General features: G+C 64.5%; 14 protein-coding genes and 1 pseudogene. 9 read left to right on the forward strand and 6 right to left on the reverse strand.

Annotated features, from left to right (window positions below; all coding sequences use genetic code 11):
- The first annotated feature begins 65 nt into the window (after nt 1-65).
- Nucleotides 66-1,028, forward strand: a complete 963-nt coding sequence (locus M1248_RS26620; RefSeq protein WP_317150216.1) for a hypothetical protein — start codon at nt 66-68, stop codon at nt 1,026-1,028.
- Here the strand turns inward: M1248_RS26620 and M1248_RS26625 are convergent.
- Nucleotides 1,022-2,614 carry a serine/threonine protein kinase gene (locus tag M1248_RS26625; protein ID WP_317150266.1) on the reverse strand — a complete coding sequence of 531 codons (1,593 nt, stop codon included), beginning with the start codon at nt 2,612-2,614 and terminating at the stop codon, nt 1,022-1,024. The two genes, M1248_RS26620 and M1248_RS26625, sit on opposite strands and share 7 nt — an antisense overlap.
- A gap of 178 nt (nt 2,615-2,792) precedes the next feature.
- Between M1248_RS26625 and M1248_RS26630 the strand changes: the two genes are divergently transcribed.
- Nucleotides 2,793-4,235 (forward strand): peptidase, encoded by a 1,443-nt coding sequence (locus tag M1248_RS26630; protein ID WP_317150267.1) that lies wholly within the window; start codon nt 2,793-2,795, stop codon nt 4,233-4,235.
- Nucleotides 4,232-4,897, forward strand: a complete 666-nt coding sequence (locus M1248_RS26635) for a DUF4333 domain-containing protein (RefSeq protein WP_317150217.1) — start codon at nt 4,232-4,234, stop codon at nt 4,895-4,897. Before M1248_RS26630 ends, M1248_RS26635 begins: the two co-directional genes overlap by 4 nt.
- 91 nt (nt 4,898-4,988) lie before the next feature.
- Here the strand turns inward: M1248_RS26635 and M1248_RS26640 are convergent, their stop codons facing one another.
- The gene (locus M1248_RS26640) at nt 4,989-5,825 is read right to left on the reverse strand and encodes a peptidoglycan recognition family protein (protein ID WP_317150218.1); all 837 of its coding nucleotides are present in this window, start codon (nt 5,823-5,825) and stop codon (nt 4,989-4,991) included.
- Nucleotides 5,826-5,939: 114 nt separating this feature from the next.
- Between M1248_RS26640 and M1248_RS26645 the strand changes: the two genes are divergently transcribed.
- Complete coding sequence (locus M1248_RS26645) at nt 5,940-7,517, forward strand: serine/threonine-protein kinase (RefSeq protein ID WP_317150219.1); 1,578 nt, start codon at nt 5,940-5,942, stop codon at nt 7,515-7,517.
- A 151-nt stretch (nt 7,518-7,668) separates the two neighbouring features.
- Here the strand turns inward: M1248_RS26645 and M1248_RS26650 are convergent, their stop codons facing one another.
- Nucleotides 7,669-9,021 carry a DUF4185 domain-containing protein gene (locus M1248_RS26650; protein WP_163734895.1) on the reverse strand — a complete coding sequence of 451 codons (1,353 nt, stop codon included), beginning with the start codon at nt 9,019-9,021 and terminating at the stop codon, nt 7,669-7,671.
- A 331-nt stretch (nt 9,022-9,352) separates the two neighbouring features.
- Between M1248_RS26650 and M1248_RS26655 the strand changes: the two genes are divergently transcribed.
- Both M1248_RS26655 and M1248_RS26660 read left to right on the forward strand, forming a co-directional pair.
- Nucleotides 9,353-9,556, forward strand: a complete 204-nt coding sequence (locus M1248_RS26655) for a cold-shock protein (protein ID WP_083128005.1) — start codon at nt 9,353-9,355, stop codon at nt 9,554-9,556.
- Between the two features lie 378 nt (nt 9,557-9,934).
- Nucleotides 9,935-10,489, forward strand: coding sequence for a DUF5994 family protein (locus tag M1248_RS26660; protein ID WP_163734898.1), 555 nt, complete (start codon nt 9,935-9,937; stop codon nt 10,487-10,489).
- Here the strand turns inward: M1248_RS26660 and M1248_RS26665 are convergent.
- Nucleotides 10,417-10,631 (reverse strand): annotated as a pseudogene (locus tag M1248_RS26665) (hypothetical protein); the annotation flags it as partial. The gene M1248_RS26660 and the pseudogene M1248_RS26665 sit on opposite strands and share 73 nt — an antisense overlap.
- On the opposite strand from M1248_RS26665, the gene M1248_RS26670 reads away from it, so the two are divergent.
- Entirely contained in the window at nt 10,582-10,722 is a 141-nt protein-coding gene (locus M1248_RS26670; RefSeq protein WP_317150220.1) for a hypothetical protein, read from the forward strand. The pseudogene M1248_RS26665 and the gene M1248_RS26670 overlap by 50 nt on opposite strands.
- Before the next feature lie 124 nt (nt 10,723-10,846).
- Entirely contained in the window at nt 10,847-12,097 is a 1,251-nt protein-coding gene (locus M1248_RS26675) for a KasA/KasB family beta-ketoacyl-ACP synthase (protein WP_163734901.1), read from the forward strand.
- 35 nt (nt 12,098-12,132) lie between these two features.
- On the opposite strand, the gene M1248_RS26680 is transcribed toward M1248_RS26675, so the two are convergent.
- Together M1248_RS26680 and M1248_RS26685 are read right to left on the reverse strand one after the other, a co-directional pair.
- Complete coding sequence (locus tag M1248_RS26680) at nt 12,133-13,017, reverse strand: cyclopropane mycolic acid synthase family methyltransferase (RefSeq protein ID WP_317150221.1); 885 nt, start codon at nt 13,015-13,017, stop codon at nt 12,133-12,135.
- A 44-nt stretch (nt 13,018-13,061) separates the two neighbouring features.
- Nucleotides 13,062-13,973 (reverse strand): cyclopropane mycolic acid synthase family methyltransferase, encoded by a 912-nt coding sequence (locus M1248_RS26685; protein ID WP_410506732.1) that lies wholly within the window; start codon nt 13,971-13,973, stop codon nt 13,062-13,064.
- A 380-nt stretch (nt 13,974-14,353) separates the two neighbouring features.
- Here M1248_RS26685 and M1248_RS26690 point away from each other — a divergent pair, with 380 nt between their 5' ends.
- Nucleotides 14,354-15,901 (forward strand): serine/threonine-protein kinase, encoded by a 1,548-nt coding sequence (locus M1248_RS26690; RefSeq protein ID WP_163734910.1) that lies wholly within the window; start codon nt 14,354-14,356, stop codon nt 15,899-15,901.
- Nucleotides 15,902-15,979: the final 78 nt, after the last annotated feature.

Genomic DNA, 15,979 nt, shown 5'->3' on the forward strand with positions numbered 1-15,979 from the left:
TTGTTATCAACAGCGTGCCGCCTTGCTGCGCGGAGTCCGCGCCGACAGCCGTGATACTGGGGGAGATGGCCACCACGACCAACAGCCGACCGATGCCGGGTCCCAGAGACACCCGCTCGAAACAGAATCGCCCCCGCCGATCTCTGGTCGTGCTCGTCGCCGTCCTGGCAGCCGTCGGTATCGTCGGGGGCGGCATCGTCATCGGCCGCAACATCTCGGCGGAGCCGAAGTCGTCGCAGAGCAGCAGTGCGCCGCCACCCCTTACCCAGGCGCCGTCGTCGCCCGCGACACCCGGCATTCCGCCGCCCGTCGACGGCGGGCCCTTCGCCACCGAGTTCGACTCTCTCGCGGCCCAACTCAATGCCAGCGTGGGCATTGTCGTCCGACCGGTGGGCGCGGGACCGGCGCCGGTGACGGCAGGCGAATGGAGCACCGGGACGGCATGGTCAACCATCAAGGTGCCGCTGGCCATCGCGGGCCTGCGGGAGACCGACCAGGTCACCGAGGCGATGCGGGCCGCGATCACCCAATCGGATAACGATGCGGCCGAATCGATCTGGGCGAGCCTGGGTGATCCGCCCGAGGCGGCCAAGAAGGTGGAAGCGGTGCTCGCCGACGCCGGCGCACCGACCGCCGTCGAATCCCGAAAGGTCAGGCCGGAGTTCACCGCATTCGGGCAGACGACGTGGTCGCTCGCCGATCAGGCTACGTTTCTGTCGTCAGCAGCGTGCGACTCCCGTGACCAGCCGATCATGGATTTGATGGGGCAGGTCGAGTCCGACCAGCGCTGGGGCCTTGGCACGCTCCTGGGCGCGAAATTGAAAGGTGGCTGGGGTCCTTCGCCGGAGGGCAACTACCTTGTCCGCCAGTTCGGGGTCATCCCCGTAGGGGACGGGTTGGCGGTCGTCGCGGTGGCCGTCGAACCAAGGTCGGGCGCATTCGACGACGGGACAGCGGCTTTGACGCAGATTGCGACCTGGCTTGCCGACCACGCCGACCTGCTGCCCGCGGGTAACTGTCCTCAGTAGAGATAGACGACGGCGTCCCTGCCGCCGGTGCAGGTGATGTAGGCGTTGCCTGGACGCGCTCGGCACTCCATCACGAAATTTGCCCCGTCACAGCGGAATCCGTTGCCGGGAACACAATCGACGGCACCGGGCGCCGACACCTCCCGCAGGTCACGGCTGGCGTCACCGTACTTCTGCCAATACGAACGCAGAACGCTGTCGGTGAAGAAACACGAGGTGTCGGCCGAGCCCCGGCGTGCGTGCGTGCCGGGATCGTTGCGGCCGGGCAGCGCGTAGTCGCCGGTGCAGCTCGTCGGGTTGGCGCTGGTGTCCTTGCCGACCAGTGGCGGTGGCGGAGGCGAACCCACCGACAGCGGATTCGCGGTAGGCGTCGGGTCCGGGGATTTCGTATCGGTATCGGTGCCGGGCCGCTGGACAGGGGGATCCGAAGGATCGGGCTGCGCCGTGGGGACGGGCTTGGAATCGTCGTTGGTCAGCACGCCGATTGCGATCCCGATGCCGCCCAACACCAGCACCGCGACGCCCGCGATGGCGGCGGGCATCAACCACTTGCGTGACGCTGCCTTCGGAGGTGGGGAACTGGCGGCCGGTCGCGGCGCGCTGGGGGCGGGCGGTGGAGGGTACGACGGCGGCGGCGTGTTGTACGACGGCTGCGGTGGGGCGACGTTGGTCGGCCGGTGCATGGTCGGATCGCCGAAGCCCGGGGCCGTCCGCGGACGGTTCCAGGCCTGCTGTGTCGGCACCGGCATCGTGGGACCGGGATCCGGGGCGGGCCTGATCGCGGTGTCCGATTCGACGGCGCGCTGTGTCGCCCGGCCCAGCGCTCCGCAGCTTCCGTAGCGGTCGTCGGGTTCTTTGGCCATGCCGCGCGCGACGACGTCGTCGAATGCCGGTGACAGGGCCCGATTGGCCTGGCTGGGCTGTGGTGGCGGCATGAACAGGTGCGACGTCATGATCTGCTCGATGCTGTTCGACTGGAAGGGCGGTTCGCCCGTCAGGCATTCGAACAGCACGCAGGCGAGCGCGTACACGTCGACCGCGGGAGTGGCTTCGCGATCGCGGAATCGTTCCGGAGCCATGTAGGTCCACGTGCCGATCTGCATGCCGGTGTTCGTCAAGCCGCTCTCGCCCTTGGCTTCGGCGATGCCGAAGTCGACCAGGTAGGGGAAGTCCGACGGTGTGACGATGACGTTCTGCGGTTTCACGTCGCGGTGAATCAGGCCGGCGGCGTGCGCGGCATCCAGGGCGGCGGCGACCCCTCCGATGATGAACGACGCTCGGGCGGGTTTCAGCGGTCCGGCGCTCAGTAGCTCCTGCAGGGTCTGGCCCTCGACGAGTCGCATGTCGATGTACGGGTGCCCGTCGATCTCACCCCAGTCATGGATCGGAATGACGTGCGGTTCTTGAAGAACGGCGGCCGCCCGCGACTCACGCTGGAAGCGGGTCCTGAACTTTTCGTCCTGCCAGAACTGTTCGGCGAGGATTTTCAGCGCGACGGTACGGCCCTTCTTCGTATCGTCGGCCCGGTACACCTCGCCCATGCCACCTCGTCCGAGCAGGCCGGTGAGCCGGTAGTGGCCGAACATCTGGCCGACGCGCGAGTTCGGAGAATCCACCTGGATCTCACCTCCTCCACCACGCAGTATCCGTCGCGCGCGGGATTCTTCGCATAATCTTCCTGCTGAAGTCCAGCGGAAGCGGCAAAGTTGGGCGGGAAGACTGCACTGACAGGGGTAACTGCAAGTGAACGACGTGGTGCGGGTGATGCGGCACGGCGCGGGCGCGACGGTGCGCAGGGGCTTCGCCCGCCTGGTGCCGGTCGTCGTCTGCGCGGTGCTGTTGACGGCGTGCACACCTACTGTGATCGACGGCCGGGCGACGTCCATGCTGTTCAACCCCGAGCGCGTCGGCGGCCTGCCGGTCAGCGAGGGGCCCAGCGGTCCGCGTCCGAATGCGCCTGCGCCCGAGGGCACCGTGGAGTACTCCGACGACGGCCCGATGGATCGACTGGCGCTGTTGGCGGTCAACGATATTCAGGACTTCTGGGCCGATAACTACGAGAAGTATCTGGCGGGTCAGTTCGAACCGGTGGACACCCTGGCGTCCTACGATTCGACGGATCCGAACAGTCCGGAGCTGTGTGGCTCGTCGATGTACGACAGCCCCAACGCCGCGTTCTGCTTCCGGCTCAACACGATGATCTGGGACCGCGGAGTGTTCCTGCCCGTCGCGCAGGAGTATTTCGGTGACATGGGCGTCGTCGGCGTGATCGCCCACGAGTACGGGCACGCGCTGCAATGGATGGCCGGGATCGCCGACATGGACACCCCCGGCCTGGTCAGAGAACAGCAAGCCGACTGCTTCGCCGGGGTGTACCTGCATTGGGTGGCCGCCGGAGATTCGCCGCGGTTCACGCTGAGCACCGGCGACGGTCTCAACCACGTGCTCGCCGGGGTCATCTACATCCGCGACCGCTTGGAAGGCGGACCGTCCGACGACCCACACGGCTCGGCACTCGACCGCGTCAGTGCTTTTCAGTTGGGTTTCACAGGTGGTGCGGACCAATGCGCGGCGATCGACATGGACGAGATCACCAAGCGTCAGGGTGATCTGCCCGAACACGTCACCTTCGACTCCGGCACCTCGCTGGACAGCCCGATCAACGACGACACCCTCGCGAAGCTGATGGCCGTGCTGGACACGACTTTTCAGCCGGCCGAGGCTCCGACATTGACCACCGACCGGTCCGAATGCACGGGTGCCACGATCACCGAACCGACCTCCTACTGCCCGGACTCCAACAAGATCTTCGTGGACATGCCCGCGCTGCAAGCGGCGGGAGCGACCAAGAACGAGGAGAGCGACGAGGTGTTGGTGCAAGGCGACAACTCCGCGTTGTCGATAGTGACGTCGCGCTATGCGCTCGCGATACAGAAGGAGCGTGGCGCGAAAATCGACACACCCGTCGCGGCGCTGCGCACGGCCTGTCTGACCGGCGTGGCGCAGGGGCAGATGACCGAAGAGGACGGCGCCGACTTCATCCTGTCGCCGGGAGACACCGACGAGGCGGTGGCGGGGTTACTGGCCAACGGACTGGCCGCCAGCGATGTCAACGGGGTTCCGGCACCGGCGGGCTTCTCCCGGATTTTGGCCTATCGGTTGGGGCTTTCCAGCCGCATCGACGAGTGTTTCGAGCGGTTCACATGACGCGCCCACCCGACGGAGGCTCCGGACAGCCACCCGGACAACCGTGGTGGCAGCGCCCTGGCGGTGCTCCGCAGCCCGGCGGGCCGGCAACCCCACCGCCGCAGCGCCCCCAGTACCCGCCGCAGCGGCCCCAATACCCGGCGCCGCAGCGGCCTCAGTACCCGCCGCCTCCGCAGCAGCCGCCTCCGCACTACCCGCCGCAGCAGCAACCCGGTTGGCCGCCCGCGGCCCGTCCGACTCCACAGTGGACACCCGCGGAGACGCCGGCGCAGCAGTACGGCCAGCAGCCCGCTGCACATCAACCGCCGCCGGCGAAGCCTCGACAGTCGCGACTCCCGATGATCGCCGGCGCGGTCGCCGCGGTCGTCGTCATCGGCGGCGCGGCATTGATCGGGGGACTTTGGATCTCCGGATTCCTCGGCGGCGGAACGGTTCTCGACGTCGGCGCTGCCGAAGCCGGTGTGACGGAGATTCTCAGCAATCCGATCAACGGCTACGGCGCGAACGACGTGTCGGCTGTGAAGTGCAACGGTGGCAAGAATCCGAAGGTCGAAGTCGGCGCGGGCTTCTCCTGCGACGTGACCATCAAGGGCGCGAAGCGCACGGTGCAGGTGGTCTTCCAGGACGACCTCGGCACCTACGAGGTCGACGGACCGCGCTAGGGAGTTTAAAACGCGGACAGGAAGTTGCAACGGAGTATGGCCTCGGTGCAATGGCACGTAGAACACAAGTGGATTGTGCGGCGCGAAGCCGTCAGCGGAGGCCGGCTTCGATATCGGCGACCTGTTGCGATGCTTGCGGGCCACAAATGTTCGGCAAGGTCACCGGACCGGAATTGACGAGACTGTCGATGCGGTCCTTGAGATCACCGGACGTCACATGTTCGTAGAGGCTCGAACCCGGGCACGCCGTATCGGGACTGGCATCCCGGTGGCCTGCAAGGGTGTCGCTTGAAATACCGAATTCTTGTGCAGCCCAGGCGAATGCGAGGGCCGCACCATTCAATTGAGCCTCCGAAACCTGTTCCTCGTCAAAGTTGCCTTCGCAAACGACCAGGAAGTGCCCGGTGGTGTCGTAGCTTGTCGCCGTATCGCCCGCGAGCCATGGATCTCGAAGCTGGTAGATGTTTCCGTTGCGGTCGACGCTGATGTGATACGCGATGTCGATCCAGCCTTGCGTGTCTTGGTGATAGTGCTGATGCTGCCGTAGTCGGGCCGGTGCATTGTTGTTTGGCCCGAGGAACGCCGCAGTGTGGTGGATCGTCATCCGAACCGGTGTGTGAGGCCTGCCCCCGGGCCTGGGCGCGGCTGCGCCCCAGGATTCGCGGCACAGGACCTCACGCGAGGCCGGGTTGACCGCCGGTGCTGCGGAAGTGATGGGCGCCGGCGGTGGGGCCGCCGGAGCCGACACGGACAAAGAGTTTGCCGCCGGGTTTGCCGGCGGGACGGTACTGGAGGACGGGGGAGTCGGATGGTCCCAGATCGCGCAGCCGCCCACGGTTGCCACCAGGCCGGTGCCGCCCAGCCAGAGCAAGCGCCGACGGCTGAGATCTTGACCGCCATCGGACCGGTCGGGCGGCGCAGCGTCCATGATCAACACCATACGTAACTAGCGGCATCGATTGCGGTGTAGTTGCCTTTTCTGAATGCAAACCTTCCTGTCTAATCTGCCTGTCGGCGCCATCGATCTTTGTAAGATCTGCGCATGCCCATTGCCGATGGTGCGAACTTTGCTGGATACACCATCGTCCGATTACTGGGTCGGGGCGGAATGGGCGAGGTCTACCTCGTGAAACATCCGCGGTTGCCGCGTCTGGAGGCGCTCAAGATCCTTCCGGAAGACGTCAGCGCCGACCCGCATTTCCGCTACCGCTTCGCTCGTGAAGCCGACATTGCCGCATCGCTCTGGCATCCGCACATCGTCGCTGTCCACGACAGGGGAGAACACGACGGGCAGCTGTGGATTGCGATGGACTACGTCGATGGAACGGACGCAGCACAATTGCTGCGTGACCGGTATCCGCATGGGATGCCTCCGAAAGATGTGTTGGAGATCGTGTCTGCGATTGCCGACGCGCTCGACTATGCCCATGAGCGCTACCTGCTTCACCGAGATGTGAAGCCGGCGAACACCCTCCTCACAGACTCCCGTACGGGTGATCGACGGATTCTATTGGCAGACTTTGGAATCGCGAAGGCCGCCAATGACACACAAGGAATAACGGCGACGAACATGGCTGTGGGGTCGTTCGCGTACGCTGCGCCCGAACAGCTTTCGGGCGGCAAGCTCGATGGTCGCGCAGATCAATATGCACTGGCTTGCACGGCATTTCATCTTCTGACGGGTCAGCAGCCGTATGCCAGCTCCAATCCAGCTGCGGTGATCGGTAGCCACCTGTCGGCGCCTCCGCCGCGGTTGGGAAACCTGCGTGCGGACCTCGGGTGGATGGACCGCGCGTTGACCCAGGCTATGGCCAAGGAGCCGTACCAGCGTTTCGACACCTGCCGTGAATTCGCGACAGCCCTCGCGCACGGTGACGAGATGGCCTATGACGCATCGATTGCCGACACACAATATGCAACGCCACCCCCGATGCCAACGCCACCGTTCGCGCCTCCGCCGCTTGTGCCACCGCCGCCACGCGCCGCTGAGTATCCGCAGCCCGCGGTGCGTACCGACTCAGGCGCCGCCTCGACTGCTCGAACCACTTCGACCTCCCGCACCGCCGCGATGATCGGAATTGGTATCGCCGCGCTCGTAGCCGTCGGCCTCGTCGCCTTCGTTGGTGCACGTTTGGCGCAGCCACCCTCCGCGCCTGAGACAACACCGACTGCGTCACCGCCTGAGCCGACATGGCCCCGCGAGACGACGGACCGATCGCCTCAACCAGAGACGGTCACACAAACGTCGACTGTCACTCACTCTGTGCCGCCACCTACTCGTCGCCCGTCGAGCCCGCCACCGGGTGACCTCGGATTGAGCACGCCGATAAGTAAACCCGCGTGCAACGGCCAGTGGATCGTGGTTCTGGGAAGCGTCACAACGCCTGGTGAGTATGCGTCTGGCGTACAGCGACTGTTGAATCTCCATCCGGGTGCCTCTTACCTACGCACCGATCAAACGTGTCCATCCCTGCGTCGGACCGATGACAAGGGTGATGCGATTTACGCCGTGTATCGCCCGGCGCAGCACGATGCATGTGCAGAGGCTCGCGCGGCAGGCGGCGGAGCTTACGCAAAGATATTGGACTACACGACCAGGCCAGATTTCATCCCTTGCTAGGGACGCAAGAACCGCCCCAACTGATACGGCGGAGTTCTCATCCACGCCTCGTCGTGCAGATGCCGGTTGCGCGGCGTCATCATTTGATGACGCGCTGCAAGCCAATACTGCCTCCAGACCGCGACGCGCGGGTCGGCCCGACACAGAGCCTTTATGGCAGAACGGTTCTCATCAGCATGACGTTGTATGCCGACCACAGCGACACGTTGTAGTACAGCTCGCGGCCGGTCGACCACGGATGCAGGAAGGGCGCGTAAATGCCGCCGGGGAACTGCATCGACGGAACCAGCACCCGCTCTGGGCTCCACGGCCCCTGCGGTGCGGGCGCGGTCCTCATCACCATGTCGTTGGCGCCGTTGCCGTACAGCACCAGGTACTGCCCCAGATGCTTGTTGAACTGCGCCGACATCTCGCTGACGGGTCCGGGGATCACCGGCGTCGCCGCCCCGGGGTTGCCCGGCACCCACGAGTTGGAGGCCGAACTCCAGTACTCGTACCTGCGAAGGTCGGGCACGCTCTGCGGCAGCACCCGCGACATGTACGCCGCACCACCGCGCCCAGCCGGGGTGCCGAACGAGTAGAGGTATGGATCACCGGGCCCCGGCGTGAGGAAGGCGCCCTGCTGGAAGTTCTCGTTGCCCGCGACGTACTGGACCCGGTCGGTGCTGTTCGGCGACGCCGGGCGCACGGAGTCCGGATAGACGCCCCAGTGCTCGCCGTTGTCCGGTGAGACCGCGATCGCCGAGAAGTTCGTCGTCCAGCGACCGTCGCTGTCCCAATTCTTGATCGACATGAAGTTCAGGTACTGCTTGCCGCCGACTGCGATACCCGCGGTCGGGATGATGCCCTTCTCGGTCGGTGAGAACTTGATGCTGTTGATGATCTGCTTCGAAAGTCCTTGAGACCAAAGGGGAGAACTCGATGCCGACACCGTCTTGGACAGCACGCCGTCCCGGCTGCGGAACAGGGCGTTGTACCGCCACTGCTGGCCGCGCACACCGCAGTACCCATAGGTGTCGCCGAAGGCCATCAGCACCTCACCGCCACCGTTATCCCACATGATGCCCAGGTCGGTGCCGGTGATGGCGAAGCGATTGACGGTGTCGTTCGGGCTTTCCGGTCCGGTCACCCAGCCGACGAGTGACGTGCCCGGTGGCGCCGGAGGCGGAGGAGGCGCCGGCGGCGCCACCGGGTTGGCATCGGGAACAGGCTGGGCGGCATCGGGCACCACCGCGGCTTGCTGTTCGTATCGGGAGGCCCCTTGGACCTGCCCCAGACTCGGCAGCGCGGCGCCCTCATTGGCACCGGTAGGCCGCTGGCCCCGGGGTCGACCGTCGCCCGGCAGGTCCGGGGTCTCGCCGGAGTTGGATGACGCGGGAGGCTGGATGGCCGCGGCCGCACCGCTGCAGGGCTGGGCGAATGCGGTCGGTGCCACGCCGATGGCCACGGTCAGAACGGTCGCCGATACCGCTGACAGCGATGCGATGAGATGACGCGGCGACATGTCACACCTTTCAGGGCACGACGTCGCGGTGACGTCATAAGCGGCTTCATGTGACGATAGTGACCAGTGGGATTTTTGTGACTATTGCTACCCGGATGGATACCTTTCCGTGACCGTGTCGCAATCGATGTCCTACGCAACCCTGGTGTTTCGTTCAGAAGTGTTGCTGCTCAGGAGAAGTCGGCGATGCTGTCCCGCCCATCTGCGCCCGCAATTGAGCCGAACGCCAAAAGGATTACCGCACAGGCGAATACGCCTTCGCCCCTGGGCGTGCTAGGCTTTAGACGGGTGTCTGTCGACATCCGTTACACAATGAGAGAAGTAGAAAAGTATGACGCAGGGAACTGTGAAGTGGTTCAACAGCGATAAGGGCTTCGGCTTTATTGCTCCGGATGGCGGAGCGGACGACGTTTTCGTCCACTTCAGCGAAATCCAGGGAAATGGATACAAGTCGCTCGAGGAGAACCAGCGTGTTGAGTTCACCGTCGAGCAGGGGACCAAGGGTCCCCAGGCAGTCGGTGTGTCCGCCGTATAACCTGATCTTGGTCGTGTGGGCTGGTGGGTACATACCCGCCAGCCCACACCGCTTTCTACGGACTTTGCAGTCGAGCGTGAAGGCGAATCACCGATTTGATCGATGATCGGGTAAATTGGATGTCAGGCCTTTCGCCTCAGCATTCTTCTGATGTCGCTCTCGCGATCAGCCTGCGGACGTATCTCCGTTCGCCCACTTCGTATGTATGGGCTCTTACCCGTATGTTTTAAGGACGTGTTCTATGGAATCGTCAGATCTGTTTTCACACCCCCACCAGCCACACGTCGCCGACAAGCGCGCGAGCTCCACGGAGCCCACTCCGATGCCCACCTTCTCGGACAGCGACCAGAAGAAGTCATCTTCCGCTAAGCCCTTGCCGTGAACGGCCTGTCGGGGACGCGCCGGTTGGCCCGCCCCGTTCGCCTTCTGCTCGCTCCCCAGTTGGGCTCCGACATCGACGGGGCGTGGTGGCCGCACACCGCCTCGGTTGGCGCGGAGCTTCCTGAACTCATCGGGCTCCTGCATGCGCCGCTGGGGGAAATCGTCGACATCGCCATCAACTGGTCGCCCACCGAGGGCCCGGTCGATTTCGACTCGATCATCAGCGGTGCCAGGACGGTTGACAGCCCGGGTCCCCGGCGTCCTCGCCTGATGAAGGTCGAGGGACGCGGTACCTGCGCGAATCTACTTGTGGTGCCGTATATGACATCCGCGAATCTCGGCGCGATGGTCATGCGCTGCGCAGCGGGTCTGCCCGCCGTGCACGCGGATCGCGGGAGTCAACTGTGGGAGACCGCGCGCACCGTGATGAGTGTCGCGCGGGCCGAGAGTGCGATCTGGGCTGGTCGGCTGCGCAGCCCTCAGTCCTCCAAAGCCCGCCCCACGAGCAATGGGTCCGGTTCGCCGACGACTTCGTCGTCCTTGTCGTCGTAGTCGAACTTCGCGCGAGAATCTCTGCTTGGCGGCTGACGAGCATGTCTTCGAACATCCTTGCCTGCCTTGAGAATCCGGTATGCTCCTCGGGGGTGCAGAACCCCATCACCTTCTCGACACCGGCGCGGTTGTACCACGACCGGCTCGTCGTCGTCCTCGTCGTTGACCGTGTAGCCGTGCGCGCTTGTCCAGAGTGCGTCGAGATCGATCTCGGGCACGGGTTTCAACGCTAGGGCAGTTGCCGCTAATGTTGGATTCAGGTGCGTGCAAAAAGTCGCTGCGCCGACGCATATTCGGTCGTACATTGGGGAAATCTCGACCAGGTCAGCTAGCGCAGTGAAGGAACTTTGGTGACCCATGGCGAGTAGGACCACCGGCGACGGACTTCCCGATGTCGTCGTCACAGCGCTGGCGTCGAGCAATGCCTTGGCGACCAACGCCGAAGAGACCTGGCAGCAGTTGCTGGAGGGGCAGAGCGGAATTCGCCGACTCGAGAAGCCATTCGTCGATGAATACAACTTTCCCGTCCGCATCGGAGGTGAACTCCGAGAGGAGTTCGACCAGTACCTCGACCGGGTCGAGCTCCGTCGACTGTCGTATATGCAGAAGATGTCGCGGGTGCTCGGCCGACGCCTGTGGGAAACCGCTGGATCCCCCGAAGTCGACACCCGTCGCCTCCTCGTTTCGATCGGCCTTGCGCTCGCCAGCACCGAGGCGATGATCAGGCTCTACGACGACTTCAAGGAACGTGGCGTGCGCGCGGCCAATCCGTTGGCTGTGCAGATGCACATGCCTAACGCGCCGGCCGCCTCGGTCGGCCTGGACTTCAAGGCCAGAGCGGGCATCACGTCGCCGGTGCTGGCAGACGCCTCGGGCGCGGCCGCCATCGCGGAAGCCTGGCAGGGCATCATCCTGGGCGAGGCCGATATCGCCATCTGCGGCGGCGTCGAGAACTGCATCGAAGCCGTGCCGGTCGCGGCATTCAACAACCTCGGGTGGTTGTCGACCAATGACGACGACCCGGCGGGTGCGTGCCGCCCGTTCGACACCGACCGCGATGGCATGGTGCTCGGTGAGGGCGCTGCGCTGATGCTCATCGAAACCGAAGAACACGCCAAGGCGCGAGGCGCTCCGATTCTCGCTCGACTTATGGGCGCGGCCATCACGTCAGACGGCTACGACGTCGTGGACGCCGACCCGACCGGTGAGCGGGCGGGCGACGCGATCAGCCGGGCGATTCAACTGGCCGGCCTCACGGCGACCGACATCGACCACGTCAACGCACACGCGACCGGCACCAAACTCGGCGACCTTGCCGAGGCCCACGCGATCCGGCGCGCGCTGGGCGACCATTCGGCGGCGGTATATGCGCCCAAGGCGGCGCTGGGTCATTCGTTGGGCGCCGCAGGCGCCGTGGAGGCGGTGTTGACGGTGCAGGCGCTGCGCGACGGCATCATTCCGGCGACCCGCAACCTGAAGTCCCTCGATCCCGAGATCGACCTTGACGTGGTGGCGGACCGGCCCCGGCCCGGCGACTATCGGTACGCGGTGTCGAATTCCTTCGGGCTGGGCGGCAACAACGTCGTGCTGGCCTTCGGCGCGCCCTGACGGCGGTCAGTCCATTGCCAAGCGACTGACCGCGGTCACCCCTTGATCAGGGTGAATTGGCCGAGTTCGCTGATGCCGCGCTCGAAGAAGTCCGCGCACCCGGTCAGGTATTTCATGTAGCGCTCGTAGACTTCTTCGGAGGTGGCGGCGACGGCCTCGTCGTGTGCGCCTTCGAGATTGTCGGCCCACGTTCGCAGGGTGCGTACGTAGTGCGGATTCAGGGTCTCGAAGTGGTGCATCGAGAAACCGGCCTTGCCGGAAAGCCCGATGATGTCCTCGTCGCACGGGATGGAACCACCGGGGAAGATCTCCTTGGCGATGAACCGCATGAACTTCAGGTCCGACATGACGATGGGAATGCCGAGGTCGGGCCAGCGCTTGAGCGGATGGCCCATGATCGTCTGCAGTACCAGCCGGCCACCCTCGGGAAGGATGCGGTAGCACGTCTCGAAGAAGGCCGCGTAGCGCTCCTTGGGGAAGGCCTCGAACGCCTCGATGCTGACGATGCGATCGACGGGTTCGTCGAACTCCTCCCAGCCGTGTAGCTCGACGCGGGTGCTGCGATCGGTGTCGAGGGTCTCGAAGAGCTGCCCGCAGTAGCGGTACTGGTTCTTGCTCAGGGTCAGGCCGACGACGTTGACGTCGTAGCGCTCGACGGCGCGTTGCATGACAGAACCCCAGCCGCAGCCGACATCGAGCAACGTCATGCCCGGCTGTAGATCCAGCTTGCCAAGTGCCAGATCGATTTTGGCTAACTGCGCTTCGCCGAGCGTCATGTCGTCACGCTCGAAGAACGCGCAACTGTACGTTCGCGAAGAATCTTGGAAGAGACCGAAGAACTCGTCCGAGAGGTCGTAATGGGCCTGAATCTCTTCGAAGTGAGGCCGCATATCGGTTGGTCCGGACTCGATGTCAGTCATTGTCGATGACCCTACTAAATAGACTCAGTTGATTCCGAAACGAATCAAGCCTTCTCGCAAGTGAACTGACACACATCGGTGTAGCCGTTGCGGAAGAGGTCGGCGCAGCCGGTCAGGTACTTCATGAATCGCTCGTAGACCTCGTCGGACGTGATCGCGACGGCCTCGTCTTTATTGGCCTCGAGATTTGCCGCCCAGGTGTCGAGTGTGCGGACGTAATGCGGTTGCAGGTGTTGCTCGCGTGTCACGGTGTAGCCGGCGCCGACTGCGTGCTTTTTGACCATCGACCCCAGGGGCAGACGACCGCCGGGGTAGATCTCGTCCATGATGAACTTGATGAAGCGGACGTTCGACATGGTCAGCGGCAGTCCCTTGGCCTTGATCTCCTCGTCCTCGGGAATGATGATCGTGTGCAGCAGCATGACGCCGTCATCGGGTAGGCAGTTGAACGTCTTCTTGAAGTAGTCGTCGTACTTGTTGAAGCCGAAGTGCTCGAACGCCCCGATGGACACGATGCGGTCGACGGGCTCGTCGAAGTCCTCCCACGGCTGCAGGCGGACCTCCATGTTGCGCTTGCTCTTGGAGTTGGCGAACCAGTGGTCCTCGATGTGCTGTTTCTGGTTTTCCGACAGCGTCAGACCGATGACGTTGACGTCGTATTTGTCGACGGCCCGCATGATGGTCGAACCCCAGCCGCAGCCGATGTCGAGCAGCGTCATCCCGGGCTGAAGGCCCAACTTTCCCAATGAAAGATCGACCTTGGCCATCTGCGCTTCTTCGAGAGACATGTCGTCGCGCTCGAAATACGCGCAGCTATAGGTCTGGGTGGGGTCCTGCCACAGCTTGAAGAAGTCGTTCGAGATGTCGTAGTGGAACTGAACTTCCTTCTTGTCCGAACCACGGGTCTGGGCCGCCGACTCAGATAGCCACTTGGATTTCGGGTCAGGCGTACTCACCTGGGATTTTTCAGTTGAACTAGCCACCGCGGCTCCTGTCACAGATCTTGCACGGGTACCGACTCGAACGTCGACAAGGAGGTGTTCCCCATCACGGCCGACGTTATGCCTCTGAATTTGTGGAGTACTACGCGGGGGTGCGCCACCCGGCTGGTGTCATCGCAGGTGGGCGGACATCAGTTCGCAATGCACCTCGACCCTTTGTAGACTCGGCTACTGAAGCAAATCGCTTGTGCTGCTTTGTTTTCAGTGGCCCCAATGATGGTGCCACAATCTGCCCGCTGTGGGGAGCGGGTTAAGGAAGAGCGCGCTGCGGGAACTCGCTTGAACGCAGCGGATCGACCTGCAAACACGCTTACCGGAAGAACGGAAGGATTCATATGGGTTCCCCGAACGGCGGCACTCGCGTGGGTACGCAATTCGGCCCGTATGAGCTTCAAGCGCTGATCGGCGAAGGCGGCATGGGCGAGGTGTACCGCGCCTACGACACGGTCAGAGAACGCCTGGTGGCGATCAAGCTGCTGCGTACGGAGGTAGCCGCAGACCAGGGCTTTCAGCAGCGGTTTCGCCGCGAGTCCCGCGTCGCCGCGCGGCTGCAGGAACCGCATGTCATCCCGGTGCACGACTTCGGCGATATCGACGGCGTCCTCTACATCGACATGCGCCTCGTCGAGGGCGCCAGCCTGAAGGACGAGTTGCGGGTCAAGGGCGCGCTCCCGCCGACCCGCGCGGTGTCGATCATCAGCCAGGTTGCGGCTGCCCTGGACGCGGCGCACGGCAACGGTCTGGTGCACCGCGACATCAAGCCGGAGAACGTGTTGCTGACGTCCGACGACTTCGCCTATCTGGTCGACTTCGGCATTGCGCATGGCGGCGGTGAGGCGAACGTGACGAGCACCGGGCTGGTCATCGGGTCGTGTGCCTACATGGCGGCGGAGCGGTTCAGCGGAGGCCGCGGTGGGCCCGCCGCGGACGTCTACTCGCTGACCTGCCTGCTCTACGAGTGTCTGACCGGCCGCGCCCCGTTCGAGGCGGGAGATGTGCGGCAGATGATGGGTGCGCACATGTTCTCGCCGCCCCCGCGGCCGAGCATCATGCGCAGGGGGATCAACCGCGCGTTCGACGACGTCGTCGCGAAGGGCATGGCGAAGCAGCCGAACGACAGGTATCCGACTGCCGGTGAGCTGGCAAAAGCGGCTGCCGCGGCGATGACGGATTCGACGCCGGCGCCATCACCGATGCCACCCGCGCCGAGCAATACCAGGCAGTTCTCGGCGCTCGACCCGAACCCGGCGCGGACGGGCTACCAGCGGCCGCACGGTCCGGTGCCGCCACCCGTCCCGTCGGCCAAGAAGTCGCGGTTCAGCCCGACGCAGGTGGCGCTGCTGGCAGCGACGATCGCGATGTTCACAGTGGCGGTGGTGCTCGCGACGGTGCTGGTTTTCGGCGACCGCGACGGCGGGTCGGCACCGCAGACCAAGCTCGCGCTGCCGACACCCTCGACGACGACGGTCACGACCACGCCGACGGACGAGGAGTCGCCGTCGACCACCACTCCCACCACGACGTCGCCGTCGGCCAGATCCGAACCCATTTCGGGGGTGTCGGGCACAGACGCGCAGGGGTTCGTCGGCCGTACGGCGCGCTGTGATGCGGGCAGCACGCCTGCTGCGGCGATCAGAACGTCGAATTCCATTGCGGTCGTGTGTGAGTCGGCGCCGGGCACCTATTACTACCGTGGTGAGCGGCTGCGCGACGGTGCCAATCTGCAACTGTCCAACGCGGTTCCGTCGGGCGGCGGATTCACTGCGGTCAACCCCGCCGACGGCGCCCGCTACGAGGTGCAGCCCGACATGCTGACCATTCTGAGCAGGGGCGGTGTGGATTCGGCGGAGCCGGCGCTGGAGTACGGCGCGGATCAGCGGTAATACTGCGATTTCGCTCCGAAATCGCAGGGATTATGGCCGCATCCGTGTCGTTTGATGGATAGGCTCACGTCGTCAGGG

It is taken from the genome of Mycobacterium sp. 29Ha (genome assembly GCF_032883055.1).
GTDB classification, from domain to species: Bacteria; Actinomycetota; Actinomycetes; order Mycobacteriales; family Mycobacteriaceae; genus Mycobacterium; species Mycobacterium gallinarum.

Bases quoted from the DNA above. Each gene is read 5' to 3' on its own strand.
- M1248_RS26675 (WP_163734901.1), top strand. From the start codon at position 10,847: ATGGCGAGTAGGACCACCGGCGACGGACTTCCCGATGTCGTCGTCACA.
- M1248_RS26645 (WP_317150219.1), top strand. From the start codon at position 5,940: ATGCCCATTGCCGATGGTGCGAACTTTGCTGGATACACCATCGTCCGA.
- M1248_RS26630 (WP_317150267.1), top strand. From the start codon at position 2,793: ATGCGGCACGGCGCGGGCGCGACGGTGCGCAGGGGCTTCGCCCGCCTG.
- M1248_RS26690 (WP_163734910.1), top strand. From the start codon at position 14,354: ATGGGTTCCCCGAACGGCGGCACTCGCGTGGGTACGCAATTCGGCCCG.
- M1248_RS26635 (WP_317150217.1), top strand. From the start codon at position 4,232: ATGACGCGCCCACCCGACGGAGGCTCCGGACAGCCACCCGGACAACCG.
- M1248_RS26620 (WP_317150216.1), top strand. From the start codon at position 66: ATGGCCACCACGACCAACAGCCGACCGATGCCGGGTCCCAGAGACACC.
- M1248_RS26655 (WP_083128005.1), top strand. From the start codon at position 9,353: ATGACGCAGGGAACTGTGAAGTGGTTCAACAGCGATAAGGGCTTCGGC.
- M1248_RS26680 (WP_317150221.1), bottom strand. From the start codon at position 13,017: ATGACTGACATCGAGTCCGGACCAACCGATATGCGGCCTCACTTCGAA.
- M1248_RS26640 (WP_317150218.1), bottom strand. From the start codon at position 5,825: ATGGACGCTGCGCCGCCCGACCGGTCCGATGGCGGTCAAGATCTCAGC.
- M1248_RS26650 (WP_163734895.1), bottom strand. From the start codon at position 9,021: ATGTCGCCGCGTCATCTCATCGCATCGCTGTCAGCGGTATCGGCGACC.
- M1248_RS26625 (WP_317150266.1), bottom strand. From the start codon at position 2,614: ATGTTCGGCCACTACCGGCTCACCGGCCTGCTCGGACGAGGTGGCATG.